Source organism: Afipia sp. OHSU_II-C1, from assembly GCF_000497575.1.
GTDB lineage: Bacteria > Pseudomonadota > Alphaproteobacteria > Rhizobiales > Xanthobacteraceae > Afipia.
The window spans coordinates 1-26,225 of sequence record NZ_APJI01000017.1 but is presented as its reverse complement, the minus strand read 5'-3'; the positions used below and the strand labels follow the sequence as shown (position 1 = coordinate 26,225).

The following is a 26,225-nucleotide window of genomic DNA, read 5'->3' as shown; positions in this document are numbered from 1 at the left end:
CGTTCACCATCCTGCGGTCAGGGGCGCCACAACTCGATACCGGCTGGCAGCCTGTCGCGATCAAGCCGCATCTTTACGTCGAGAACGAGACCGTCTCCGTTCTTCAACAACTTCTGGATCATCGGCCATCCCGCATCGACGTAAGCCTTGTGGGCGACCGCCACGATGATTGCATCGGCGGGCTGCAACGAATCAGAATCAATCAGCTTCACGCCATACTCGTGCATGGCATCGGCGGGGTCTGCCATCGGATCGCTGACCTGCACCTGAAGTCCGAATGACTCCAGTTCGCGAATAATATCGACCACGCGCGAGTTGCGTGTATCCGGCACATCTTCCTTGAAAGTAAGCCCCAGCACGGTGACGACGCCCGCGCCGCCCTTGCGGCGAAGCAGGCCACGGATACATTCACGCGCGATGCGCTGACCCATACCGTCATTGATACGGCGTCCAGCGAGAATGACTTCCGGATGATACCCCGCCTTCTCCGCTCGATAGGTCAGGTAATAGGGATCGACGCCGATGCAGTGTCCGCCGACGAGTCCCGGCTGAAACGGCATGAAATTCCATTTGGTGCGCGCCGCGGCAAGCACGTCGCCGGTATCGATATTCAGGGCCTGGAAGATCAACGACAGTTCGTTCATGAAAGCGATGTTCAGGTCGCGCTGCGTGTTCTCGATCACCTTGGCCGCTTCGGCGACCTTGATGGACGGAGCGCGATGAATCCCGGCAATCACCACCGAACCGTAAACATCGGCCACGATGTCGAGCGTTGCAGCATCCTGCGCCGACACCACCTTCATGATGGTCTCGAAACGGTGCTGCTTGTCGCCCGGATTGATGCGTTCAGGTGAGTAACCGACCTTGAAATCAGCTCCTGCCTTGAGGCCGGATGCTTTCTCCAGAAGCGGCACGCATTCGTCTTCGACGGCTCCCGGATAAACCGTCGACTCGTAAACGACGATGTCGCCCTTCTTGAGCACTTTGCCGACCGTACGGGAAGCCGCGAACATGGCGCCGAGATCAGGCTGGCGCGCTTCATCGATTGGTGTCGGAACCGTGACAATAAAGAAATTCGACGATGCCAGCACATTCACGTCATGGGTGAACGAAAGCGAGGCATGGCGCAGATCGGCTGTCTCGACTTCGTTGGTGCGATCGTGAAACTCGCACAACTCGGTGATGCGCCTCTGATCGATATCGAAGCCGGTCACCGGAACCCCGGCACGGGCAAAAGCCGCCGCGACCGGCAATCCGACATAACCCAGCCCAATGACCGCAATTTTGCGCCCGTGTGTCACGAATTCCGTCCCCAAGCCGAATGGGCGTCACCCACGCCAGATGCCCCAATCAAGCTGCCCTCTTTAGCCGCCGTGCGGTGGCTGCGGCAATAGGTTGAGCTTACCTATTGCCAGAGCACCTCTAAAGCCATACCAAGACCCTGAAAATGACTGTCAAGCGCTGCTATTCACGCCCTTTTCAGATCCAGCAACGTTAACCATCGCGGTCCGGAATGCGCGGATTTCTCCTTCTTGCCGCTCGAATACTGGTGTCGGCGGCGCTGCTCTATATCGCGTTCCGCGGCATCAATTTCGCGGCGATCCAGTCCCGCCTGAGCCAGATCAGCCCCGGTTGGTTTCTGCTCGCGGTGCTGGCGACGGTTTTCCAGATTTTCCTCGGCGCGCTGCGCTGGCGCGAGATCAGCGCGCGCTGTGCCGCGCCTCTCGGGACCGGACAGGCGTTCCGCTACAACATGATCGGCGCGTTCTTCAATCAGACGCTGCCGTCCACCATCGGCGGCGACGCCATGCGGCTCTGGCTTGTGCGGCACACGGGCGCGGGCTGGCGAGCTGCCACCTATTCAGTTCTTGTCGATCGCGCCATCGGCCTGATCGCTCTTGCGCTGATTGTGGTCGCAAGCCTCCCATGGAGCTACGACCTGATCGGCAGCCCTCGCGGACGCCTTGCGCTGCTGCTGGTCGATGTCGCCGCGATTTCGGCCGGCCTCGGCTTTCTCGTTTACGGCGCGCTCCGCTGGGAATGGCTCAAGAAGCTCTGGCCCCTGCGCCACATCCATGCCTGCGCGGTGATCGCCAATCAGGTGATATTCAACCGCACCAGTGGGCCTAAGGTCGCCGCCCTTTCGCTGCTCATTCACGTCATGGCCGTGGTGATTGCCTGGTGCGCCGTTCGCTCGATCGCCGCGCCGGCGGCATTCGAACAACTGTTTCTGCTTGTACCGCCGATCATGCTGATCACGATGCTGCCGATTTCCATCGCTGGCTGGGGCGTCCGTGAAGCAACCATGATGGTTGCGTTTGGATATGCCGGGCTCGCGCCCACCGACGGCACGGTGGTGTCGCTTTTGTTCGGAGCCTCTTCCTTCGTGGTCGGGGCGATCGGCGGACTGGTCTGGATTCTCAGCGCAGAGAAAACGTCCGAGATATCCCATGCCGTTCCCGAGGGCGAATAGTTCGTCCGCCCTTGCTGACCCAGGTGCGCCCTCAGCGCACAAAGCTCAATCGATCCTGCTGAAGATTTTTTTTGCTGCACTCATCATCCGCTGGGCCTACGCCCTCGCGATGTACGCTCTGATGGGCGACGATGGACTGAAGGGCGTCGACTCCCTGACCTACACAAGCGTTGCGAGCGATTTCGCGAACGCCGTCAAATCCGGCACAGTTCATGGCTCGCAGTGGTTTGGGCAGCATGCCTATACGATGCCGCTCTATCACTGGCTTGCAGCAATCCCCTTTCTCGTTTTCGGCAGCGCGCACGGCACTCTTGCCTATATCCTGATGCAGGGAGTGTTCGATGCTGGGACCTGCGTTGCGGTGTATGGCATAGCGTCCTGGATATCCACCCGTGTTGCTGTCGCTGCGGCCCTCATCGCCGTCATCAATCCCACACAGATCGTTCTCAGCGGACTGTTCTACACCGACACTCCATTCATCTTCTTTGTCGCGATGTCGTTCTGGGCGGCGTTCCGCTGGGTCGACAACCCCTCGTGGCGAAACGCCACTCTGCTCGGTCTCTTCCTCGGCTGCGCGGCGCTCATACGGGCGATCATCGTCCCATGGGCCTTCTTCGCGCTGGCCCTGCTCGCCGCCTACGTCGTCTTTCGGAAATGCACGCTACAGAAAGCAGCAACAATAACCGCTGCCGTTGTTGCCCTGACCGCCGGTATTGGCATCATTGTCGCGAAGAATGTCGCTGTGTTCGGAACCGCCGGACTGACGCCGCAGGGCGGCATCCATCTTGCGCTGTGGGTTGTTCCGCTCGCACGGGAAATGCAGGACAGAACGCCTTATATGACGAGTTACAATGATCTGGAGAAGCGAACCATTGAGAGGTTCGGGCCGCATTCTTCAAATCCATTCGAGCAATCCCGGCAATACACCATCATCGCGAAAGAAGCGCTGAAGGATATCCCCGTCAGCGCGATTGCGAAGTCGTGGCTGTCCGGCATTACAATCAATCTTGTTTCACCCGCAGTTCTGTTGTCGCCGCCCGTCTCGCAACTGCCGCGGCCCGGCTTCTACAACACGCCGGGCAATTCGTTCTTCGACAAGGCCTTCAACTATGCATTCCGGTCGGGCCAACCGGTCTATACGTGGTTTCTGCTGGCCGGCAGCGCTGGGCTGGCGGCGATGCGCCTGCTGCAATTGATCGGTTTCGTCGCTTTGGCGCGGCGGACCGCGAACTGGCCTGCGATCTTCCTGGCGGCATCGTGGTGTGGCTACATCCTGCTCGTCAATGGGCCTGTCGCCTCCCCCAAGTACCGGTTGCCACTCGAGCCGATTTTCAATGTGCTGAGCGGTGCAGGGTTGATCGCCGTTCGCGACCGGCGCAGGAAGCCCGGCAAGGTCAGCATCCATCAAGTGGCGTAAGACTATCCGCCTCGTTTTTCGACCACGGTCAGCAAACGAAAGCCGAAATGGCGGCCAAGAGCGCCCTCGGCATGCTTTTCGAACCAAAGCATCGCGCGGGCCATCGGCTCCGTCATCAGCGACCATGGCCTGAACCCGCCGCTGAACGGATAAGCGACGAACGAGAACCATTGCGTTTCGCTGATCGTCAGATCCGGAAATTTGGAATGAAATTGCTCGCGGTGGCTCGTCGCCAGCAATGTCGGGATTGCCTGATTGGAATCGTAAGGATCGCGGCCCCTGTCCGGCGATCCCTCCAGAAGCGGGTCTGCATCCATCCGCACCGGCTCATGATGCAGCAAGCGATAGAAAAGCCTGCTTCCAAGCGTAATGCCCGGCTCCGCCATGATGATACGTCCGCCCGGACGCAACACGCGCGAAGCCTCGCGAAACAACAATGCCGGGAATTCGATGTGGTGAAGCACATCAAGCATCACAATGTTCGACAAGGCGCCGTCCGCAAACGGGAGCTTTTGCGCATCGGCGACAAGATCGAGCCATGGGGCGAACTGGATGTCCGACGAAATAAGATCGTCGATCCGCTCCTTCAGATTGCCGATGCCACCTCCGATCTCGAGAGTCGTTCCCGCAACGGTACGGCTCGCGATCCGGTCGAAAATGTCATTGTAGACCGTCCGTAGAACCGGCTTCTGCTCCCAAACCGCACGATAGCTGTCAAGAACACCGGACATGGCACATCAATCGTTTCGACACCGGATGCGTCTCGACATCACGATCAGATCGCCTTGATCTTGAAGAACGCGAAGATCACCATTCTCAGCAGCATCACGCCGTGCCGGAATCGCGAAATCTGTGTTTCGCCGTAGGCACGGGCGGCATAGCGGATCGGCAGATCGATCGTCTTGAGGTTGAGTTTCGACGCGCCGAAAATAAGGTCGAAATCGCCGAACGGATCGAAATCCCCGAAGTAGGCCTTGCCGTCACGGAGCCGATAGTAGTCCGCTCTCCGCATCACCTTGGTGCCGCACAGAGTGTCCGTGTAGCGCTGATTCAGCAGCCACGAGAACAGATAGGAAAATATCTTGTTCGCGATCAGGTTGAGAAAGCGCATCGCGTCATCCTCAAGCGGATAAACGAGACGTGAGCCGTTGATGAACTCACCCTTCCCCGATTTGATCGCTTCCCAGAATTTCGGCAGCTGCTCGGGCGGCATGGTGAGATCGGCGTCGAGAATCATCAGGACATCTCCGCGGGCCACATCGTAGGCTGTGAACACGGCATCCGCCTTGCCTTTACCGGGCTGGCGCATCAACTTGATATCCTTGTCCGGATAAGCAGCCTTGACGCGCTCCATCTCCTCGAAGGTCCCGTCCTTGCTGTGACCTTCGATGAAGATGATTTCGATGTCATCGCAGAACTGCGGCAACCGCTGCACTGCGGGCTCGATGTTCCCGCGCTCATTGCGCGCGGGAATGACGACCGTTGCCGACTTGAGATCTTCCTTCGCCGCCGGCCACGACCGGCAAACGGAGTAATGACGCAAGGCGAAGAAACGGAATACAGGCAGAACGCTGATAAAGCGGTTGAGGAGATGCCCGAGCCCGAACAGCGACACTGGCATCAGCATTCTCTGCTCGGATTTCACCGATTCAAAGTCCGCGAGCTGGGCGATGGCCGCGACGTCCGCCGGCGCAAGAGCGTTCTGAGGCGGTAGCGGCATGCGCTGGCCGATCAACTCCGCGAATTTGAGTACCGGTTGCCACAGATGCGAGAAGTACCCGATCACAACGCGGGTCTCGCGCGTGCAAAGCGGATGAAGCTGCTCAAGAAACTTCTGGCAATCGTCCAGCGATCCGATCGCATCAAGAACCAGGATATAGTCGAACGTGCCACCCGCTGAAGCAATCGTTGCAGGATCTTCCGCATCCCCCACAATAAATGTCAGGCCGGGATGCCTCTTGCGGGCGATGTCGATCAACGCGGGGCTAAAGTCGATACCCACGCCATAAGCAGGCTTGAGGGCCGCGAGCGTATCTCCGATGCCGCATCCGATTTCAAGAACGCGCGCATTCTCCGGGATCAGAAACCGCAGATAGGCTTCATCCTCGCGATGAAAGAATGCTGCCTTGTTACGCCACTCAGGGCGCGAGGTAGCGTATTCCTCCGAATGGGACAGTATTTGCGCTTTGCGCGAGGGCAATGACGAAGTCGACATGGCAATAATTTTCGCTTCTGACGGTGGTATTTTCTGGCGAGCTCTTCTGGCACGCAAACGTCCCATGACCAAGGTCAAAACCGCACCACGCGACTTAATTCGCTTGAACGGGCGGCTAGTCCCCGCCGTCAATCATGGTCTGAACCGGACCCAGGGACGATTTACCGAGGTTCCGATAAAGACGGCCGTAGCGCGTAACGCAGGCATCCTGGGAAAACATCGCCATGGCCCGCCTCCGCGCCGCAATCCCCATGGCCTCGCGTTTCGACGGGTCCGATGCAAGAGCTAGAATAGCCGCGCCGAGGGCGGCAGGCTCCCTTGGCGGAGTCAGCAAGCCGGTTTCACCGTCGACAACGGCATCGAGATTGCCTCCGACAGCAGTTGCTATGGTTGGCAATCCCTGCCCCATCGCTTCGATCAAGGCGTTAGAGAAACCTTCCTGGTGGGATACGAGCAGCGCGATATCGGCCGCCGGCAGAATCGCTTCAACATCGCGCCGTTCTCCGAGCCAGAGAATGCGATCGGCAATGCCAAGACGTTCAGCCTGTAAGCGCAACTGCGGCCCTTCACCTTCGTCACGGCCAACAACCATCAGTCGCCAGGGCTGCTGGAGCCGCGACGCTATCGTCCCCAGTGCATCAAACAGGTCTGCATGGCCCTTGTAATGAAACAGATTGGCGACAATCGCCATGACAAAGGCGCCGGGGGGAATACCCAAGGCAATCCGCTGCGCCTCGCGAATCTGGTCATCAGCGAGCCGGGGAATGGTGACGCCGTTATGGATCAGGCCGATCTTGCGTCGGTCTCCTCCCTCCGCGACGAGTTCATCGACAATAGCTGTTGAGTTTCCCAGCAACGCCGCCATGCGGCGATGAAGCAGGCGCTCGATGCGCCCGAACCACGGATGGCTGCGCTGATAGTGTGCCAAGGAACGGCGGCTCATGACGCAGATGCGCTGGCGCGCAACAACAGCAACGGCCGCACCGACCAGATAGGGTTCAGGCAGAAAGAAATGCAGAATATCAGGGCGCGTCCGGCGGGTGCGACGATACAATTCGGCGGCGGCCGTCAGCAAATGACGCACTCGTCCGGAACGGCGTCGCAACCCGGAGATGGTCACGCCAGCCTTCGCCAGATCCGCTTCAAGCTCTCCGCTCCGCTCCAGCACGAACAGTTCCACCGCAAAGCCACGCGACATCAAGGCAGGCAGCAATTGCGCCAGATGACGCTCGGCGCCGCCCATCACCATCTTCTTGGTGACAAAGAGGATACGCGGCTGCGCAGGTGACACGTTGTCCACGGGCCTAACTGTCCGCCCAGCGCCTGCGCCACGCTTCAAACATCAGAATGGTCCAAAGCGCGTAAGCCCAGTTCCTGCGGCCCGTCAGGTGATCTGCCCACAAGCGACGCGCAGCGCTTATGTCGAGAAAGCCGCCGCCAAGCCGCGACGGATCGAGCAAATCCTCCGCCCAGTCCCTCAACGGACCACGCAGCCATTCAGCAAGCGGAATGCCAAATCCCATTTTGGGCCGATTCAGCAGGGATCTCGGCACCATCTGCTCGGTCACCCGCCGCAGGAGCCATTTCGTTTCACCGTCCCGAATCTTGAACCGTCGCGGCAGACGCCACGCGAATTCGACCACGCGATGATCCAGCAAGGGCGGGCGTGCTTCGAGCGCGACTGCCATTGAGGCGCGATCGACCTTCTGAAGAATGTCGTCCGGAAGGTAAGTCATGGTGTCGAGCAATTGCATGCGATCGAGAAATGTCGGTAATGCTCCGACCGCACCTGTCGACCACGGTGTCAAAGGATGCTCATCCGCGAATGGGGCGAGCGTTGCTGGATCCTCGCACTGGCTCACCAGCCTGCGGTAGATCCCCTCTGAATCCAGCGTCATCACGTTGGCAAACTTGCGCAGCTTGTCGGCGACCTGCGATGGCAGCATTCCGCGCGGCGCAAGCGATGCGAGACCATCGACCCACGCCATGGGAAGTGCTTGCAGCGCGCCCGCCGCGATACGCCGCGCACCGAGCGGAATCCGTGAAAGCTTCTGGGACATGCCCTCAGCCAGCCGGTAGCGATTGTACCCGCCAAACAGTTCATCGCCGCCGTCGCCCGATAGCGCGACAGTCACATGCCGCCGGGTGAGCTTCGACACCAGATGGGTCGGAATTTGCGACGAATCCGCAAACGGCTCGTCATACATCTGCGCAAGTTGCGGAACCACACCGAGAGCATCGGACGCGGTAACGACCAGTTCGGTGTGCTGTGTGCCGAGATGCCGGGCGACTGCGGCAGCGTCTTTCGATTCGTCGAAGCCAAATTCGGGAAATCCGATCGAGAAGGTACGAACCGGCCCTCGCCCGGCAGCAACCATCAAGCCTGCCACCGCTGACGAGTCGATACCGCCGGACAGGAAAGCTCCAAGCGGAACGTCCGCAAGCATTTGCCGAGAAACCGCATCCCCAAGCAATTCCGAGAGCTGCGCGATGGCTTCTTCGTCGGAAAGCTTCAGGGGGGAATCGATCCCCTGCAACGCCACTTCCGCCGCAGACCAATAACGGCGGCTAGCGCAAGAACCACCAACCGAAAACGTGACATGTTCGCCAGGCATCACTTTCTTGACGCCGCGGTAAATGCTGTGAGGCGCCGGCACATAACCGAAGCGCAGGAAACTCGCGACCGACGACGGTTCGATTTCCAGATCGAATGCCTGAGCGGCGTGAAAACTCTTCAGCTCGGATGCGAAGAAAATCTGATCGCCGCGGTGGGCCACAAACAATGGCTTAATCCCGAGCCGGTCGCGAACAAGATGAAGCGCCTGCTCCTTTCGATCCCACAACGCGATCGCGAACATGCCATTGAGATCATCCAGCGTAACGCTCAATCCGCGCCGCGCTACGGATTCGACAATCGTTTCAGTGTCGGAATGACCGCGCCATGCGACAGCTTTCAGCGCAGGATCGCGGCGGATGTCATCGCTGTTGTAGATTTCACCATTGTAGCAGATCACCCAGCGCCCGTCCGCGGACACCATGGGCTGCGCACCAGCGTCCGACAAATCCACGATGGACAGGCGGCGATGCGACAACGCCAAGCCGACGGTGTCATCCGTCCAGATTCCGCTGGCGTCGGGGCCGCGGTTTGCAATGGCATCACCCATCGCCCGCGCGCGGTGCACAAGCGCGGCACCATCGGGCGCAAGGCGGTGATCTATGAAACCGGCAATACCACACATGGAAAAAGGACCCGGCCGCGCTACGACGCGTGTGCTGCGAGTTTCAACGCAGACCTGCCCACGACAGAACCTGCTTCGCAACCCGATGTAGCAGGAGCTTTGGCCGGCCAATCAGCGAGTATCGCAAGCCTTTTGTACGATAGCCAAGGCGAATGAGCTGCGGATAAACTTTGGGAAGCTGTCCCTCCCCTCGGCGAGCAGCAATATAGATGCTCCCCGATTTTTTCCGGGAGAGAACAATCTCATAGCCCGCCCTTGCCAGAGCATAGCGCATGGAGCCGGCCGTCGGGAGAAAGCTGTGCGCATAACCCGGAAGACCTGGGTCCTCGGGCGCGAGGAAATTCGAAATAACAATACACAGCAGCCCACCCCGATTCAGGGAGGACTTGAGGCGCTCCAGAAATTCGCCGGGGTTCGTAATGAAGTAGATTGCGTGAGAAACATGGATGATATCAAATTTTCCATCGATCTCGGCGACTTCGATTTGCCCGATTTCGGATCGTATTCCGATCCGTTCATGAAAGCGCTTGAGCGCCGGATCTGCATCAATGCCGCGCGCATCCCAACCACGATCGGAGAAGTACTTTACTGTTTCGCCCAGACCACAAGCAATGTCGATGAACCGGCCGGGCCGGCCCGCATGCATGGGCGCAAACATACCGAAAGTGCGCGCCGCGTTTTTCTGGCTGGCCGCCCTCCTGCCTGCCCAGGCAGCCTCACTCTGCGCATCGCTGTCGAACCCGTCCTGCCGGTCGCGATTCCAGAAAAAGGAAAGTAGATCTGACGACGGCTGGAAGGCCGGGTAGCCAATCCCGCATGTCTTGCACAGCGACCACGCATAGGCGCGGTTATCCCCACGTTCCAGGCGCCACTGCCGAACGGCTGGATCGGCTGTCCAGCGCATCGGCCAGTTCCCCTTCGATCCACACAAAGGGCAAGCGCTCATGGCAGCGCTCCCGCACGCTGTCGGGCAACTTCGACCGTCGAGCGGCAGAGGGCATCAAACATCGGTGCGACATTCGCAATATCGTAACGAGACGCGTTCTGTCCAGGCGCCTGCCTTGAGACGCCAATCTTTCGCTGCGAGCGGGCCGCAGCGATTTCATCACGCAACAGGTCAGCCACGTCCGCAACTGGAGCCGTTGGCGAAACCGACCTTCCGCCACATTGACCCATAATGCGAGCAGCTGCGCCTGGCGGCACGATCCCCACGAGCCGTCTGCCGGCACCGATATAGTCCGCAAGTTTGCTTGGAAAGAACACGCTCTCACGCGCGGGCGCATCAATCGTCAGCAAGATGTCCGACGTTTTCATGAGACGAAGTGATTCCGCATACGACACGCTGCCACGGGTAATCAGTAGTCCTTCCGGCAGCGTTCTCCACTCTCCCGAGCGTCGCATCCGCTCTGGAATTCCGCCCACCAGTTCGACGCGCACATCAGCAAGCACGTCAGGGGTGTCGCAATAAATCCGAGCGAGCGCAGCAACTAACGGACGGGGGCTGCGATGGCCATAGAAATTGCCAATGTATCGCAGGACAATCGGCCCCGACATTTCCATCTCCGCTTCACCGGCGTAAGCATCGGGATCGAATGCATGCGACAGAACCGACGATCGGCTCCGAAGAGATCGATCATACTTACGATAGACGAGATCGACGGTTTCATCGGATGTAAACACAGCGGCATCGGCGCGTTCCAGAACGCGCCGTTCGAGTACGCGATTTGCGAACTTCGACAGCGGCTGGATGTTACGAAAGGGATTGTCGGACCACGGATCGCTGAAATGCGCGAGCCAAGGGATACTGAACGCTTGCTTCAGGCGAATCCCCAGAAGGTGATCGCTCATCGGCTCTCCGAAAGTGACGATCAAATCCGGTTTGCCTTGCCGTTCAACAATGCTGCAGATGGCGGCGTAAGCCAGATCGATCCACGCGCGGAACGCGTCCGGCATCGTGCCATAGAACGGAACGACCCTCATACCGAGCGAATGCAAAATCCCCTTCGCCTCACTCTTGAACGGTACAATGTGGTGCTCGACATGCTTGCCGAACCCCGCCTCATCCACTCTGTCGCCACCCGAAACCGCTGAAATCGATAGCCGACTGTGAGAAAGCAGCCTGCCGATCTGAATTGCCTGCGGATACAACATCGGCGGCAGGGCGTAAGAAATCGCCAATACTTTCATCGTGATGCGTCGAGTGCGTTGACGATCCGCTGCGAGGCATGGCCGTCACCGAATATGTCCAGCCGCTTGCAATCCGACGTTTTGTTAAGCGCTGCATCCACGGCATCAACAATCAGCCGCTGGTCGGTGCCGACGATCCAGACATCGGACTGGCCTACAAGTTCGACGCGCTCAGTGGCCTCACGCAGGATGACAAGCCGCTTTCCCAGCGACACAGCCTCCTCCTGAATGCCGCCCGAATCGCTGAGGACCAACCGCGCGCCCTTAAGCAGATAGGTAAAGGGAAAATAGTCGAGCGGTTCGATCAGAAAAATATTGGCGCACCCTGCCGTCCTGACAATGCGATCGACGGGGCTTGTGACCTCGGGATTGGGGTGAACGGGGAAAACGAATTTGAGATTCGGATATCGTTTGGCAAGCGCCACAATCACCCTGCAAATCGACTCAATGCCCTCACCAAAGTTCTCGCGACGGTGCGCCGTGACGACAACAACATTCTTCGCTTGATCTCCGGTTGACAAGAACGTCAATCCACGCGCGACAAGCTCGCGGACAACGGCTTCATTTCTCCCAGCATCCTCATCGAGGATTCTCGCAGCTTGCAAAAGCGCATCGATACCGGTGTTACCTGTTACTGTGATCAGATCCGGAGAAATACCTTCTGCAATCAAGTTCAAACGGCTGCGCTCGGTGGGTGCAAAGTGCGCTGTCGCCAGAGCCGAATTGAGACGGCGGTTGATTTCTTCAGGCCAGGGAGAGTAGCGGTCGCCGGTCCGAAGTCCTGCTTCAACATGCGCAACGGGAATTTTCTGGTAGAACGCCGCGAGCGCCGCCGTGAAACTTGTCGTGGTGTCGCCCTGAACCACGACCCAGTCTGGTTCCCTGTCTTTCAGCGGGACTTCGATCGCCTTGAGTATATTCGTCGTGATCTCAGTAAGGGTCTGGCCAGGACGCATAACATCCAGATCGACGTCCGCTTCGATGCCGAACGCATTCAGCATGTCGCGCGCCAGCGATTTATGCTGCCCCGTGTTGCACACCGTCACGTCGACATACCCGGTCGCCCGGCAGCACAAAATCAGCGGCGCAAGCTTGATAGCCTCTGGCCGCGTCCCCAGGGCAATGAATACTTTCATTTTTTTCATGATGACTGATTGCCGAGGGCGCCCCGCCCGTCATCCATCGTATCAAGCCGTTTGATGTGATCCAGCACAGCACCTACCATGCGCCTGACATTCTCTGCACGGTTGCCATAATATCCGGGCTCATCTGCAGGCCGAAAAACGCATTCGTAACGAACGCTGTGAATTTCAGCGAGAGTTGATGCGATTTTCTGGTCGTCCGGCGGCGACGAGGCGCTCGCTGCAATTCTGGATGGAAGTTCATCGATCGAACAGACACCGCCAAGATAGTCCGCGATAAAGCACCCTCCGAGCACAAGAGCAGGACGTCCCAGAAGAAACGCTTCCAGCGTCGCACTTCCCGTAACAGAAATCGTTACCTTGGCTTTCTTGATCAGCTCGATCGATGACATTGTTGCGTGGGCGATGTGAACGCCGGCCTTCTGACGCAACGCACGGTAAAACGATGTGGGCCGGATACCGAGCGAGGCCCTGTGCTCCTTCACAACCAGTGTCCAGTCGCTCGGCATGGCAAAGCGAATTGCATCTATCGCCCGCATCTGATCGACGTAGTAAGGGGCCGGCGTGTTGATCGAGGACTCCGGCGTGACCTGCAGCGGATAGTAGATAAACCTGGGTGGTAGTTCTGCCAGCTCCTTCGAGTCATAATTCAGCCCGTTGAGATAACCACGCATCGACCGAAACCCTTCGACAATACCTGGAAACGTGTATTTCAGACTTGTCAGGAACAATTCGCTCTCAAACAGCCGCGGGTTCTTCCAAGTGCGAGAGACAAATCCCCACGCGCGCTTGGGCAGCGATTTCCGGCCGATCGGCAACAAATCTTCTCCGGTCGCCAAAAACATGTCGGGCGTAAAAGCAGGACCGGGCTTGGCCCGAAACGCCGCGATCGTCTTCGCAGCCCATTCCCTGCCCTCCGGGATGATCTGACGATAATCCGGAATCTGTTCCTGCACATCGCGGCTGAAATATATGCCACCCAGATGCCGCAGATCGGTCGGGATCAACACCGGAATGTTCAGCTCCTGCGCGAGCGAAACCAGCACCTTGCCATCGAATGTCTCGATATGGGCCATCAGAAGATGCGTTGGCTTCAAGCGAAGCAGAAAGTCCTTATAAATTCGATAGATCTGTACGGCGAGCATCAACTGCTCCGTCGCCGGCCGATGCTTGAAGACCTTCTTTTCAGCTTCGATATCAGTGAAGATATTTCCGCGATAGCCTGCGAGCTCAACCTCATTCGGCATGCTCAAACTGGCGCGGCTTTGCTCATACTCGAGGCAAAGAATGCGCTCCGCGTCGAGGACTTCGGAAACGACGTCAAGATGGTGGGACGTCGGCAGCAGCATCGCCCATTGCACGTGGGACGCTTCAGTTTTTGCGACTTCGATCATATGCCGATACGAAATCGCATACGTTCCATAGCCGTGCACGGCAATCAGTGGTGTGCGGTCAGTCATTCTTCTAACTCTTCGGCGAGGCTATGGTCGCGCGGGCTGCAACACAGCAAGACGGGCAGCCAATAGCGAAAAATTTGCTTCGGCAGCCTCTTCGCATTTGGCAAGCAACGCAGGATCAATGCGGCTGGCTATCGCTTGATCGATGGCATTCACGACAGCGTCAGCCGAAATTTTGTCGAGATTAACCACAGGCATTTCGAAGAGCCCGCAGATCGCGTCGATCTTGTTATCGACCGCGACGCCGACAAAAGGCCTTTCGAAAATCGCGGACAAAACATGTCCATGGAACCGCATGCCACAATGAACACTGATCTCCGAGAACACATCAAAGATCTCGGTCATGTTCGCTGCATCCAGGACCACATGCCTGATCTGATTCCGATACTCAGGCGATACATCGTCACCAAGCTGTTTCAAAGCGCTGTGATCCAGCCGAGTTTTCGAATCTTCATGGCTGTGATGGAACGCCATGAGCACCACCTGCCATCCGCGAACGAGAACGGTCTCAAGCACGTCGCGCATGACTGCGGAAATGCGATCACCCGTCTCCGGGTGCAAAAGCGCTGGCGAATACACCGAGATGCCGACAACCGGCACCCCCATCGAAGACGATACTTCCCCCGGGCCCCGAAGACCACCAGCCATTGTGAACACGAGGTCGGAGGTCAACATAACCCGGTGGCCCGCCCACGCCCTAGTGCACTCAGCCAGCGCGGCTGCGTCCCGAACCGCGAATACGTCTGACAGCGAAATAATATACCTCAGCAGAAATCTGCCCATTGCCGAACGCAGCGTTGCCACGCCGACTCCAAGCGCCACTATTCGCACACCCATAAGCCGCGCCAGCAAACAAACCAATAACGTCATCGCCAGTGGAACAACCGATGACCGTTCGTGGAAGACCGTCCCCCCTCCGAAGACAAACCAGTCGCATTGTCTTAGATGCCGGCGATAGGCCGCGAGCGTAGAAACAAGGCGCCGGACTTTGGATTTCGTTTGATCCGATGCGATCCTGTCGATTCCCGTCAATTCGACCGGAACCGCTGCCCCCTTCAATAGCGCGACATCGCCCTCATTACGGATCACAAAACGCGGGGCCGGACTAATGCGGCAAATGCCTTCGATCGTTGCGCGCAACAGCAGATCGTCGCCGAGATTCCCCTGCCCGTAATATCCAGAAAGGAAAAAAGTCAGAGACTTTTGCGGCAATTGGGGAGAATGCAGCTGCCTTTGGTCACCAGGCACTCAGTCCACCATCGACGACTATGTTCTGCCCCGTAATGTAGCTGGATGCATCTGACGCAAGAAACAGCAGCGCTGACACCATCTCATCGCTATCAGCCATGCGGCCCATTGGAACGCGCGCGCTATACTTGTTCCTGAATTCGTCATTCTGTCCGCTCGAAACACCGCCGGGCGTAATCGCGTTGACGCGAATGTTATGCGCGGCCCAGTGTGTCGAGAGATAGCGCGTCAATCCGAGCAATCCGGCTTTCGATGCCGCATAGACAGCCGGCGTGTTAATCTCGCGTCCCAGGTAATGCGAACCTTCATAGATGCGCTTGTCCGCGCCGAGAATACCGTAAATCGACGAGGTATTGATGATACTGCCGCCACGCCCTTGCGAAATCATCTGGCGCCCGATCGCCTGCGACACCAGAAACGCACCGTCAAGATTGACTGACATCACCTCGCGCCAGGTGTCCAGCGACACATCTTCGAAGGGCGCGAAGAAGCCGGCGAGATCAGACGATTTTGTTGCTGCGTTATTGTGAAGAATATCCACACCACCGAAGGTGCCAATCACCTTCTTCGACATTTCGATCACAGAGTCGCGCTCTGCGATATTACAGCCGACACCAATAGCCCCGGCGCCATAATCAGCCGAAAGCCGCGCGGCCAGCGCGCCCGCACTCGCTTCATCAACATCGATGACAGCGACCTTGGCGCCAAACTCCGCCAAACCCGCGCAGAATTTCTGACCGAGAATACCAGCACCGCCGGTCACAATAGCGACTTTTCCGGCAAGATTGAATTTGTCGCGGAAAGCAGTCATTGGCTCACTCAAAATCCCGATTGGCACGCTCGTAATCAGAAAAGCGGCCAATATCGAGCCAGTATTCGTGGATAGGAAATGTACAAACGCCGCGCTTGCGATCAATGAGGCTCTGCAGCAGGTTCGGCATATCGATTGCCTGCCCCCTCTGCATCTCCGAAATCACATCGGCTTCGACAACATAAATGCCGGCGCTGACAAAGCACTTCTGAAGCGGCTTCTCGACGATCTCCTGGACATCGTAGCCCTCAAATTTAACCACGCCGAACGGCACCTGATAAGCAAACTCCCGGCTGCAAATCGTCGCCGCGACACCATGCTCCTTGTGAAATTTGAGCAGGTCGAGATAGTTGACCCGCGAAAGCAGATCGCCATTCATCACGATTACCGGGAGGTCGCCGACATCGTCCATCAGACTCAGGCTGCCTGCTGTGCCGAGCGGCTTCTCCTCGTCGATGTAACGTATCGTGACGTTCCAGTTCTCGCCCGAACCAAAATGGTTCTTGATGACTTCAGGCATGTAGTGGACCGACACATAGAATTTGTGAAACCCCAGACTGATGAAGCTCTCGATAATTGATTGCAGGATTGGCCTCCCGCCGACATCAAGCATCGGCTTCGGACAGCTATCCGTCAGAGGACGCAAGCGGGTTCCGAACCCGCCAGCCAGCAACAGGACCCAATTATCATGGCGCTGTTCCGACACCGCGGCATCGAGCATTTCGATGCCGACGACACGGCCCAGATCGTCCACGACGGGAATCTGCATCACACGATACTGATTCATCAGTGCGACGGCTTTTTTTCGATCCAACGGATGTGTCACCGTGCGCGGATGCGGATTCATCACACCCGCGATGCTTTCCGTCAGCGCCTTGTGACCGATGATCGCGCGGCGAACGTCTCCATCCGTCACGGTCCCCAGCAGCTTTCCATCAGCGTCGACCACCAGCGCGATGCGTGCGCCACCCTGATCGATCGTCTGGATAGCTGCCTCGATCGAGGCGTCCGGCCCAATCAGCAAGTTCTTCCAGTCCACCATCTTTGCCTTCAAGCCTTCGGAATGTCGTAAAACGATTTCGTATGCAGCTTGCCGAGATCCGCCGCCTTGAGAACTCTAATAATCTCGGGCGTTGCGCCTCCGCTGCCATAGGGATTCGATGCTGATGCCACCACGCGTTGAAACTCCGCACTGAACAGGTGCGCCAAAGCCTCGCCAATGGACCGCCTGTCCGGCGCACAATCGATCACGCTGGCACTGCGCAGCCGGCCCTGTTGCCGAGAGCCGATATTGATCGTCCCGATGTGGAAACTGGGCGCCTCCAGCAACCCGCTCGACGAATTGCCGATAACGCCCCTCACAAATCTCAGGCAGGAAAAGTAAAGTTGTGAACCAAGCGAGGGAAAGCAGATGCTCCGGGTGGGATTGCGGGCGACGAAAGCCCTGATCTGTTCGTTGACCGCTCGTCCGCCAGCATCCGCGTTCGCTAATGTGAACACCACTCTTAAATCGCGTTCGATTTCCAGGGCAGCGAGCATTTCCTCACACTCAAGGCCCGTGTCATCCGCTCCTGCCGTGGATGGATGGACCGTGGCGAGCAGCGTGCGGTTATCGATAACAAAGTTCAACCGGCGCTCGACCTCGCCGCGGTCAAGCAATGACAGGCGCGACATCGCGTCAACACCCAATCCGCCCACCAGAAATACCCGATCGGGACTCTCTCCCATCTGGATAACGCGAGTCCTGTATGGCTCGGCCGCCACGAAATGTAACGAAGCCATTTTCGTGATGGCATGGCGAAAACTGTCGTCGCTGGAACCTTCGGTGATTTCTCCGCCGTGCAGATGCGCAACAGGAATCCCGAGTATGACCGAGCTGAACGCCGCGGACAGCGCTTCGTAACGATCGCCAAGAATAACGACGATGTCCGGCTTTAGCTCTTCGAGAGCATCCGAAACCCCGATCATACCTCTGCCCGCGGCCCTCGCGACATCGACAGCAGCATCGGACGCCCCGAGAATATCAATCTTCCTTGCAATCGGAATTCCGGCACCCTCGATCTCTCTCACGCTCATGCCAAAATCCGCCGCAAGGTGGGACCCGGAAACGATGAGCTGCAACTCAAGCTGCTCGTCCAGCATCACCGCGCGGATGAGGGGCTGCAGCAGGCCGAAATCCGACCGCGCCCCGGTAAAAATGCAAACCCGGCGGGTCACAGCTCGATAGGCTCGTCTTCTGCGAAATCCCGGCATGCGATGCGGCCGACCACATGGTCCCACAGCATGGGAGACAAACCTCGTTCTGCTCGCTTCGGAATAAGATTGTCAGGTCCAAAAACCTCCCCTGCCCTGATCGGCCGCGCGGCCACGAGCGATCGCCGGGCCACCGCGCGATTGGGAAGTTCGCTCGCGGTAGGCGTCTTGCGGCCGCTTCCCATCGCAAGCTCAATATGGCGGATCGATTGGACGAGCGAGGTCAACTCGTCAGGCTCGAGACTTGCCTTGTGGTCAGGGCCAGGCAAATTTCGATCCAGCGTGAAATGCTTCTCGATCACAGTGGCACCGAGAGCAACCGCCGCACAGGCGATTTCGATTCCAGTCGTGTGATCCGAATACCCTACCTGCATATCAAATGCGCGGCGCAGAGTATCGATGGCACGCAGGTTCACATCATGCCAGGGCGTCGGGTAATCGGTGTTACAATGCAGCAGTGTGATGTCCTGCCTTTTGGCACCGGCTTGCTCAAGAGCATGGACCGACGCTTCGATCTCGCCCAGCGTCGCCATGCCGGTCGACAGAATAATCGGTAATTTCAGCGCAGCGATGTGCCGCAGGAGCGGCAGATTGGTAAGATCACCGGACGAGATCTTGATCAAAGGCACCTTGATCGACGCCAGGAAGTCCGCACTTTCCGCATCAAACGGCGTCGACAGGAAAACGATGTTCTGCGCCGAGCAATATTGCGATAAGTCTCGAAATACATCGTCACCGAGGTTGAGAGCCGCCAGCATATCGTGCTGGCTTTGATCGGATCCGGTTTGCGCTTTTTGATACTGCGCCTTCTGGGCACTACGGGTCACAAGCAGATCAGGACGGAAGGTCTGAAACTTGACCGCGTCCGCTCCGGCTCGCACAGCAGCATCGATCAGCGCGCGGGCACGCACCGCATCGCCGTTATGATTGACGCCGGCTTCAGCGATAATGAACGTCGGTTTCATGCGGACCGCTTCATGAAAGTCTCCGCCGCGCAGTCTGACATCACGACACATCCCGCACCGATGATCGAACCGGGCCCGACCGAAACGCCATGCGATATGATTGCACCCGCACCAAGAAATGAGCCGGCACCGATGCGCACGCCGCCGCCGACCACAGCGCCGATCGCAACATGACAGTGATCGCCGATCTCGGCATCGTGCTCGATAATTGCACCGGTATTGACGATGCAATTGACTCCGACTCGCGCGCCCGCGTTTACAACGACTTGATGCATCACGACGCCGCCACGTCCAACCGACGCCCGCGGAGAAACACGCGCAGTGCTCGCAGATACATTCACCGGAACGATACCGTTAAGGACCAGCGTCTCGTAGAGCGTAACGCGAGCCTTGGGTCGCCCAATCTGCCCGACAGTGACAAGCACACCATCGCTTTCCTTCGCCAGCCTTACCAACTCGGCATCACTACCCAGCACAGGATAACCAAATACATCGCCGCCGAGCATGCTGGTATCGCGATCGACTAACCCGAAGACGCGAAGGCCAGCGCTTTCAATAACCTCAATACAGGATCGCGCATGCCCTCCGGCGCCGACAAGCAAAAGACCCTTGCTCATGAAATCAATCCCGCTCCGCTCGGGAGGCTGATCACACGCTGCTCGATGTCTTCGGTTACCGTCAGCGGCATCCGTGGACAAGCCTCGAACATTGGCATGGTGCTCATCAGGCGCCAGACCGGACGCGCGGCATAACCGGCATCGTTCAATGCTTCGAGAACAACATCGCGCTCCGATGCATGTTGCGGGTCCAGCATGATCGATTGAAGCCAGTAGTTCGACTGTGTGCCAGCCGGCTCGCGAATGAGCCGCAAACCCGGGTTCTTTTCGAATGCTGCGGCATAAAGTTCGGTCAACCGGCGCTTGCGGGCGATGAACCCATCGAGTTGCTCGAGCTGAGCGCAGCCGAGAGCCGCATTAATATTCGGCAGGCGATAGTTGTAACCGACCATATCGTGCAGGAACTGCCAGCGGTGCGCAACACGCGCCGTCGTCGACAGGTGCTTGATCCGGCCCGCCAGCACCGAATCGTTGGTCAGGATCGCTCCGCCACCGCCGGTCGTGATGGTCTTGTTGCCATTGAAACTCAGCGTTCCGACAGAGCCCAATGTTCCCGCATGCCGCCCTTTGTCATAACTGCCTATGGCCTCAGCGGCATCTTCCACCACAGGAATACTGAAGCGGCGAGCGACCTCGTTAAGCGCATCCATATCGATCGGGTGACCGAAAATGTGGACCGGAAGGAGCGCGGAAATTCGAGCGCCAGTCAGCCGATTGCGGCAGATACCTCCGGTGACCACGGCTATATCGGACAGATAGCGCGCTAGTGCATCGGGATCCACACCGAGCGTCGCAGAAGAGCTTTCAATGAAATGTGGCGTCGCGCCGCAGTAAACAATGGGATTGACCGTTCCGATGAACGTCAGAGCCGGAACCAGCACTTCACTGCCAGCATCCACGTCGACGGCCAGCAGAGCCGCATGCAGCGCCGCCGTTCCGTTTACAACCGCGATCGCGTGACGCGCGCCCGTATACTCGGCGAGTTGCTGCTCGAAGCGATCCACGAACCGTCCGACGGACGAAACCCAACCGGTTTCGATGCACTCGCTGAGATATTTGATCTCCTGCCCCGCAAAGACCGGCTCATGCAGCGCAGCCGGCGATGGGCCCGCGACCTCGCGAACGGCCGCAACAATCTGATCGGAAAACAAACTCATTGATGCTCGATCAGATGTTGTAGGTGTCCGCTTTATAGCGGCGCTGGTTGTCGGGATTCATAAACCAGTCAATCGTTGTCTGCATGCCATTGCGTAATCCTTCTGCGCCCGAATTACGCGGCTGCCAGTCAAGCAGGCGGCGCGCCTTGTCGTTACTGGCAAGCAGCCGGAACACTTCGCTGGCTTCCGGCCGGATTCGGACCTCATCACGGCCGATGTTGATCTTGACGTTCATCAGCTCGGCAATAAGCTGCGCAGTCTCTCCGATGCTGATCTCGAATCCGGTGCCCAGATTCACGACTTCGCCGATACATCGATCAGAACGCAGCGCCGCGACGAAACCGGCTGCCGTGTCGCCCACGAAATTGAAATCACGTGTCGGACGCAGGTCACCCAGTTCAACGCGATCACGGCCAGCGGCAAGCTGCGTGATAATGGTTGGTATAACCGCACGCGCGGACTGCCGCGGTCCGAAGGTGTTGAACGGACGCACGATGGTAACCGGCGTCTGGAACGAGCGGTAGAACGAGAGCGCAATCTGGTCAGCGCTGATCTTGGTCGCGGAGTAAGGCGATTGAGCCTGAAGTGGATGCTCCTCATCGATTGGGACATAGCGCGCGGTCCCATAGACCTCGCTGGTCGAGGTGTGAATAACGCGGTCGACTTCCAGATCGCGCGCCGCTTGAAGAACATTCAACGTCCCGTTGACGTTCGTCTCCACGTAAGCCGCAGGCGAATGATATGAAAACGGGATTGCGATGAGTGCAGCAAGGTGCAGAACGGCATCGCACCCCTTCATCGCGGCCTTGACGCCGAATGGATCGCGAACGTCTCCGGCAATGACCTCGAATTTGCCCTCGACGTCGGCATCGCACTCGTCGAGCCAACCCCACGAGTTGAAAGAGTTGTACTGAACGAATGCACGAACGTCGTACCCTTCCCGAACAAGCAGCTCGGTGAGGTGTGAACCGATAAAACCATCGGCTCCGGTAACAAAGATGCGCGGGGGCATTGTGCTTTCTTGTGGGCCTGAGATCTTCCGATAACCGGGCTAACCACGGCTACCGCAGTCCGGGTGAAACGCCCGGACAGGATACGAGCGACGCCACTCCGCTATGCGGGATGACGTTTGACCGCCGGAAGCTCAATAATCAGGCCTCTATCGGCAGTCTAACCTATTGAAAACAAACAATAGTCTTACGTTCACGAAATGAACAGCATCTTGTAGCAGACAGTTTTGCCGCCGCCAAGGCCAGGAATCGGGGGAATCGCTGGGCTCGCGCGTCTTCGTTAAGAGCAACAGCCCGCAGCCATGCCTACAGCCCCTATCTCACTCGCCGCGGCCCGCGGATTTAACCCGCCAGCGCCAGTCGAGGTTCGAATCCATGCGGGTTACAAAGCCTCGCTTGAAAAAACCGATGTTGAATTGCTTGGCGTCGGTCATGCCGAGCTGATGAATGGGCCCGAGCTCCATGTCCTTCATCCCGCGGAGATGAGCACGCTCCATCCCATGCCATATGATGTAGTGCGCAAGGGGGTCTTCGCTGTCCCGATCGTAGATCGCGGTCATATAGAGTGACGTTACGGCACCATCGATGAAAAGTGCCGCGGCCGTGAGCTTGCCCGCTATCTCCCCGACAATGACTTCGCCACGCCCGTTCTTGACACTCTCTGCCATCGCATTCCACGACTCGATCGGCCGGGTCACACGACCGGCAACATGCGCGTGGAAGTGGCGAAACCGGTCGAAGGCCTCCTGCGAGAAGTTGTCCGCATTCACATAGCCGATCGCGAAGTTCTTCCGTCCCCAGTTGATCAGCTGCTGAAAGCTCTTGCGCAGGGATTTCTTCCAGACAGCCGGTCCCGCCTGGATATCGACCATGCCGATCAACGTGACATCGGCCTTCGCGCCACGCGAAAGACAGGCTTCCCCCACCGGCGAAAGGACCGGCGTCGCCGGCTCGCTAATGACGACTTCCTGCACATTCGCGGCGACCACAATCTCATCAATGTGAGCGAAGGCATGTTTCATGGCCGCCTTCAGGACTTCAGCGTCGAGATTGTTTTCCACGAAGATTCGCGCCGGAATACCGTGCATGCCGAGAATACCGTCGACTACGGAGCACAGCACCACAACTCGCGGCTCGTCCCGCCACTCCACGGCAAATGAATAGTCGCGATGATTGTCGCCATGAACGGCCGGATAGTAAGCACGACCGAAAGCACCCGGCTGCGGGTGCGCCTCAATGACGGCAAAGCGCGGATCCGCCAGCACTGCGGCAAACCCCGCAGCGTCCTTGTCGCTTGCGATGATCTTGAAATTTCTGTCCATCGCTATCGCAGGTCCAGAGCGTCAGCCATTTTCAGTTTCTCGAACAGAAACTCCACGATCGAAAAATCGAATTGACTGTCGATCTCGCGCGACCGCTCCGCCGGCATCTCGAATAATCGCGTGTCATCGTAGAACACCGAAGGATTTGCAACGAGCGCATCGCGCTTCCAGACATAGATCGAAGCATTCATGTCATAGCAGACAGGAACATCCTGCCGCCGGAAGACGGGGCGCGATGGCGTTTTCGAAACACGCACCGTTCCATCGACTTGCAACTCAACAAGATCGAAATAAGGAGAACGATAGGCAGCATTCCCCGTGATGACGCTGCTTGATCCGCTGCTTTCAAGAAGAGCAACCGCACCGGAAATGTCTTCCGGTAACCGTAACGGCGCGGTCGCGTCGAGATCGACCAGGATATCGTAGCGCTTGTTGTTCTGCCGCTCGGTTTCCAGCAACGCGTGAAGGATCGCTGGAACCTTGGGCGCTTCGTCGGTCGCCATATCGACCGGCCTGTTCACCACGCCGTCGGCACCTGCGCGCAATGCCGCAGACTGAATGTCCTCGGAGTCGCTTGAAACCACGATGCGATCGAACAATCCGGTCGCCCTTGCCTGCAAAACGCTCCACGCGATCAACGGCCGCCCGCCCAGCAGTTTCAGATTCTTGTTGGGGACGCCCTTTGAGCCACCCCGCGCACAGATGGTTGCCAATCGCTTCATGTTGTCCCGGTGATCTAGCTGCCGCCAGCCTGACTGGCGATCTCGTGTTCGCAAGGGTCGTCCGCGCACACCCGGTCACAACTGACATACTTGCGGAACACCGGGCGTATCGCGTCACCGACAAGATGCTGATCCAGCCCGTGCTCCAAAGCGTGCGCATAGACCGCGAACGCCTGATCGAACGCTTCGACGATGGTATCCACGTCCGCATCGCTATGCGAAAAGCATGGCAGAAACACGCCCTGGAACAATACGCCGCGCCCGATCATCTCCTGCAGCAGCAAAGTGCGGAATGCGAGCGAGACCTGTCCGTCCGCATCCTTGCAGCCGAAAAATATCCGCCAGGATGCCGGGTGCAATTCGATAGCACCGCCGACCTTGTGCTTCTCGACAGCACGGCGGACCCCCGCTTCAACGCGCGCAACGATATGTTTGTGATGACCGAGTACATCCTTGGTGCTGTATTCACGAATGACAGCACGGGCCGCAGCCAGCGAATGCGCCTCACCGCCGTGAGTGGACGACAGAAGAAATACGCGAGGCCGGGATGTCTGCTTGATACCGCCAAGGTCCATGATCTCGGCCCTGCCCGTAAGCGCGCAGAACGAAAATCCATTGCCACTTGCCTTGCCCCATGTTGCTAGATCAGGCGTCAACCCGAGGCGGACATATGAGCCCGGCAAGCCAGCGCGGAAACCTGTGATCATCTCATCGACGATGAAAACGGCCCCGCCGCGCTTGGCGATCACCTCGATTGCACGGACTGCATCCGGTGACCACGGAATCATTTCCTCCGGTTCGGTGATCACGCAGGCGATCTGTCCCGGATATTTCGCAAAGAGCGCGGTCAACGTATCGGGATCTGTCGAATCGTAAGTGACCGAGAAACGTCGCACCCCGTCCGGGATTCCCGAGTGGATCGAAGTCGAACCAATGAACCAATCGTCGAAACTGAAAAATGGATGATTCTTTGGAAACGCCACCAGTTCGCGGCCAGTGTAAGCGCGAGCCAACTTGACTGCTGCTGTCGTTACATTGGATCCGTTCTTCGCAAATTTGATCCGATCCATCCCTGGGGTGAGCGCAAGGAACTCTTCTGCAAGATCGAGCTCGAGTGCCGCTGGGCGCTGAAAACCTGCGCCGAGCTCAAGCTGCTCGCGCACTGCGGCCAGCACCGGCTCGTAAGCGTGGCCAAGGCTGACGGCCCCGAGACCGAGGGTGCAGTCGATGTATTCGTTCTCATCGAGATCCCAGACCCGCGCACCCTTGCCACGGGCGATCGCGGCGGGCGCGAGTGCTGGAAACTGATCATCGCCTCGTGAATAGGTGTGGGCGCCGCCGACAATGACCTGATGCACGCGCTCGCGGTATCGGTCCGACAACGCAAAATTGGTGACCGTACGTGGCGGCAGGTTACTCATGACCGTTTCCCAGAGAGGCCTGAAAGCGCGGAAACGGCTAGAGCCGATCCCGGCACGACGCAAGCCCACTCGGCGACCGAATGGTCATTTTCGAGTGTGCGAGCGAAGATGCCCGTAACAACAGCCACTTACCCTTAGTATGTTCACGTCATGAACGTCAAGGGCTTTCCACGCCTCGCTTGCGGAGAAACCATGATTAAACAGCCGCTTCGTCGGCGATGGCTTGATAGACCTGCTTGAACACCGACGGGACGATACGGTTGATGTTATCGGCCTCAAGACCGATGTAAGGATAGGTAACGTTGGTCGTGCTCAGAAGCCGGGCCTGAAAATCCGCCACCATCTGCCGCGGATCATAACTCGAGATGAAGCCCTTCACCGCGCCAAAGTATGCGTATTCTACGGGTTCGCTGTCTGCGGGGATCAGTCCCCTGTCCCGAACATACCGCAGGCAATCGGCTCTCCAGGTATCCTCCTTGATGTCCAGGTCGCCGACCGGATATGCGAATTCTATCTGAAGAAGGTTGTTCTTCTTTCCGGCTGATCTGCCCCCTTTGAAGTGGTCCTCC

The 26,225-nt window shown here is 58.1% G+C and carries 23 protein-coding genes; 2 read left to right on the top strand and 21 right to left on the bottom strand.

Annotated features, from left to right (window positions below):
* Positions 1-17: 17 nt before the first annotated feature.
* A complete protein-coding gene (locus I554_RS0119920) occupies positions 18-1,301 on the bottom strand; it encodes a nucleotide sugar dehydrogenase (RefSeq protein WP_024578041.1) in 1,284 nt (427 codons plus the stop codon).
* Positions 1,302-1,513: 212 nt separating this feature from the next.
* On the opposite strand from I554_RS0119920, the gene I554_RS0119915 reads away from it, so the two are divergent.
* Together I554_RS0119915 and I554_RS0119910 are read left to right on the top strand one after the other, a co-directional pair.
* A complete protein-coding gene (locus tag I554_RS0119915; RefSeq protein ID WP_024578042.1) occupies positions 1,514-2,473 on the top strand; it encodes a lysylphosphatidylglycerol synthase transmembrane domain-containing protein in 960 nt (319 codons plus the stop codon).
* 121 nt (positions 2,474-2,594) lie between these two features.
* Positions 2,595-3,890, top strand: a complete 1,296-nt coding sequence (locus I554_RS0119910; RefSeq protein ID WP_192818014.1) for a glycosyltransferase family 39 protein — start codon at positions 2,595-2,597, stop codon at positions 3,888-3,890.
* A gap of 2 nt (positions 3,891-3,892) precedes the next feature.
* Here the strand turns inward: I554_RS0119910 and I554_RS0119905 are convergent, their stop codons facing one another.
* The 20 genes from I554_RS0119905 to I554_RS27375 all read right to left on the bottom strand — a co-directional run.
* On the bottom strand, positions 3,893-4,621 hold the full coding sequence (locus tag I554_RS0119905) for a class I SAM-dependent methyltransferase (protein WP_024578044.1): 729 nt from the start codon (positions 4,619-4,621) through the stop codon (positions 3,893-3,895).
* Between the two features lie 44 nt (positions 4,622-4,665).
* Positions 4,666-6,105, bottom strand: coding sequence for a glycosyltransferase (locus I554_RS0119900; RefSeq protein WP_024578045.1), 1,440 nt, complete (start codon positions 6,103-6,105; stop codon positions 4,666-4,668).
* Between the two features lie 115 nt (positions 6,106-6,220).
* Positions 6,221-7,348, bottom strand: a complete 1,128-nt coding sequence (locus tag I554_RS0119895; RefSeq protein ID WP_244432801.1) for a glycosyltransferase — start codon at positions 7,346-7,348, stop codon at positions 6,221-6,223.
* Positions 7,349-7,409: 61 nt separating this feature from the next.
* On the bottom strand, positions 7,410-9,344 hold the full coding sequence (asnB, locus tag I554_RS0119890) for an asparagine synthase (glutamine-hydrolyzing) (RefSeq protein ID WP_024578046.1): 1,935 nt from the start codon (positions 9,342-9,344) through the stop codon (positions 7,410-7,412).
* A gap of 43 nt (positions 9,345-9,387) precedes the next feature.
* Entirely contained in the window at positions 9,388-10,248 is an 861-nt protein-coding gene (locus tag I554_RS26520) for a class I SAM-dependent methyltransferase (protein WP_192817793.1), read from the bottom strand.
* A 38-nt stretch (positions 10,249-10,286) separates the two neighbouring features.
* Positions 10,287-11,531, bottom strand: a complete 1,245-nt coding sequence (locus I554_RS0119880) for a glycosyltransferase (protein ID WP_024578048.1) — start codon at positions 11,529-11,531, stop codon at positions 10,287-10,289.
* Positions 11,528-12,676 (bottom strand): UDP-N-acetylglucosamine 2-epimerase (non-hydrolyzing), encoded by a 1,149-nt coding sequence (gene wecB / locus I554_RS0119875; protein ID WP_029659842.1) that lies wholly within the window; start codon positions 12,674-12,676, stop codon positions 11,528-11,530. The genes I554_RS0119880 and wecB overlap by 4 nt, the downstream gene beginning before the upstream one ends.
* Positions 12,673-14,133 carry a hypothetical protein gene (locus I554_RS0119870; RefSeq protein WP_034473841.1) on the bottom strand — a complete coding sequence of 487 codons (1,461 nt, stop codon included), beginning with the start codon at positions 14,131-14,133 and terminating at the stop codon, positions 12,673-12,675. Before I554_RS0119870 ends, wecB begins: the two co-directional genes overlap by 4 nt.
* Before the next feature lie 21 nt (positions 14,134-14,154).
* A complete protein-coding gene (locus I554_RS26515) occupies positions 14,155-15,378 on the bottom strand; it encodes a polysaccharide pyruvyl transferase family protein (protein WP_081710820.1) in 1,224 nt (407 codons plus the stop codon).
* Positions 15,368-16,294, bottom strand: a complete 927-nt coding sequence (locus I554_RS0119860; RefSeq protein ID WP_244432800.1) for an SDR family oxidoreductase — start codon at positions 16,292-16,294, stop codon at positions 15,368-15,370. The genes I554_RS26515 and I554_RS0119860 overlap by 11 nt, the downstream gene beginning before the upstream one ends.
* Positions 16,194-17,243 carry a nucleotidyltransferase family protein gene (locus I554_RS0119855; RefSeq protein ID WP_204366238.1) on the bottom strand — a complete coding sequence of 350 codons (1,050 nt, stop codon included), beginning with the start codon at positions 17,241-17,243 and terminating at the stop codon, positions 16,194-16,196. The genes I554_RS0119860 and I554_RS0119855 overlap by 101 nt, the downstream gene beginning before the upstream one ends.
* On the bottom strand, positions 17,240-18,442 hold the full coding sequence (gene neuC, locus I554_RS0119850) for a UDP-N-acetylglucosamine 2-epimerase (RefSeq protein WP_051358577.1): 1,203 nt from the start codon (positions 18,440-18,442) through the stop codon (positions 17,240-17,242). The genes I554_RS0119855 and neuC overlap by 4 nt, the downstream gene beginning before the upstream one ends.
* Positions 18,403-19,407, bottom strand: a complete 1,005-nt coding sequence (neuB, locus tag I554_RS0119845; RefSeq protein WP_024578055.1) for an N-acetylneuraminate synthase — start codon at positions 19,405-19,407, stop codon at positions 18,403-18,405. The genes neuC and neuB overlap by 40 nt, the downstream gene beginning before the upstream one ends.
* Positions 19,404-20,024 (bottom strand): acetyltransferase, encoded by a 621-nt coding sequence (locus I554_RS0119840; RefSeq protein WP_024578056.1) that lies wholly within the window; start codon positions 20,022-20,024, stop codon positions 19,404-19,406. The genes neuB and I554_RS0119840 overlap by 4 nt, the downstream gene beginning before the upstream one ends.
* Entirely contained in the window at positions 20,021-21,181 is a 1,161-nt protein-coding gene (locus I554_RS0119835; protein WP_024578057.1) for a LegC family aminotransferase, read from the bottom strand. The genes I554_RS0119840 and I554_RS0119835 overlap by 4 nt, the downstream gene beginning before the upstream one ends.
* Before the next feature lie 10 nt (positions 21,182-21,191).
* On the bottom strand, positions 21,192-22,193 hold the full coding sequence (locus tag I554_RS0119830) for an NAD-dependent 4,6-dehydratase LegB (RefSeq protein ID WP_029659840.1): 1,002 nt from the start codon (positions 22,191-22,193) through the stop codon (positions 21,192-21,194).
* A 318-nt stretch (positions 22,194-22,511) separates the two neighbouring features.
* Complete coding sequence (locus tag I554_RS0119825) at positions 22,512-23,456, bottom strand: hypothetical protein (RefSeq protein WP_152527612.1); 945 nt, start codon at positions 23,454-23,456, stop codon at positions 22,512-22,514.
* A 59-nt stretch (positions 23,457-23,515) separates the two neighbouring features.
* Positions 23,516-24,235, bottom strand: a complete 720-nt coding sequence (locus tag I554_RS0119820) for an acylneuraminate cytidylyltransferase family protein (RefSeq protein WP_024578060.1) — start codon at positions 24,233-24,235, stop codon at positions 23,516-23,518.
* 14 nt (positions 24,236-24,249) lie between these two features.
* On the bottom strand, positions 24,250-25,656 hold the full coding sequence (locus I554_RS0119815) for a glutamate-1-semialdehyde 2,1-aminomutase (protein WP_051358578.1): 1,407 nt from the start codon (positions 25,654-25,656) through the stop codon (positions 24,250-24,252).
* 196 nt (positions 25,657-25,852) lie between these two features.
* Positions 25,853-26,225 (bottom strand): hypothetical protein (locus I554_RS27375; protein ID WP_029659916.1); only part of this gene is annotated, 373 nt, incomplete at its 5' end.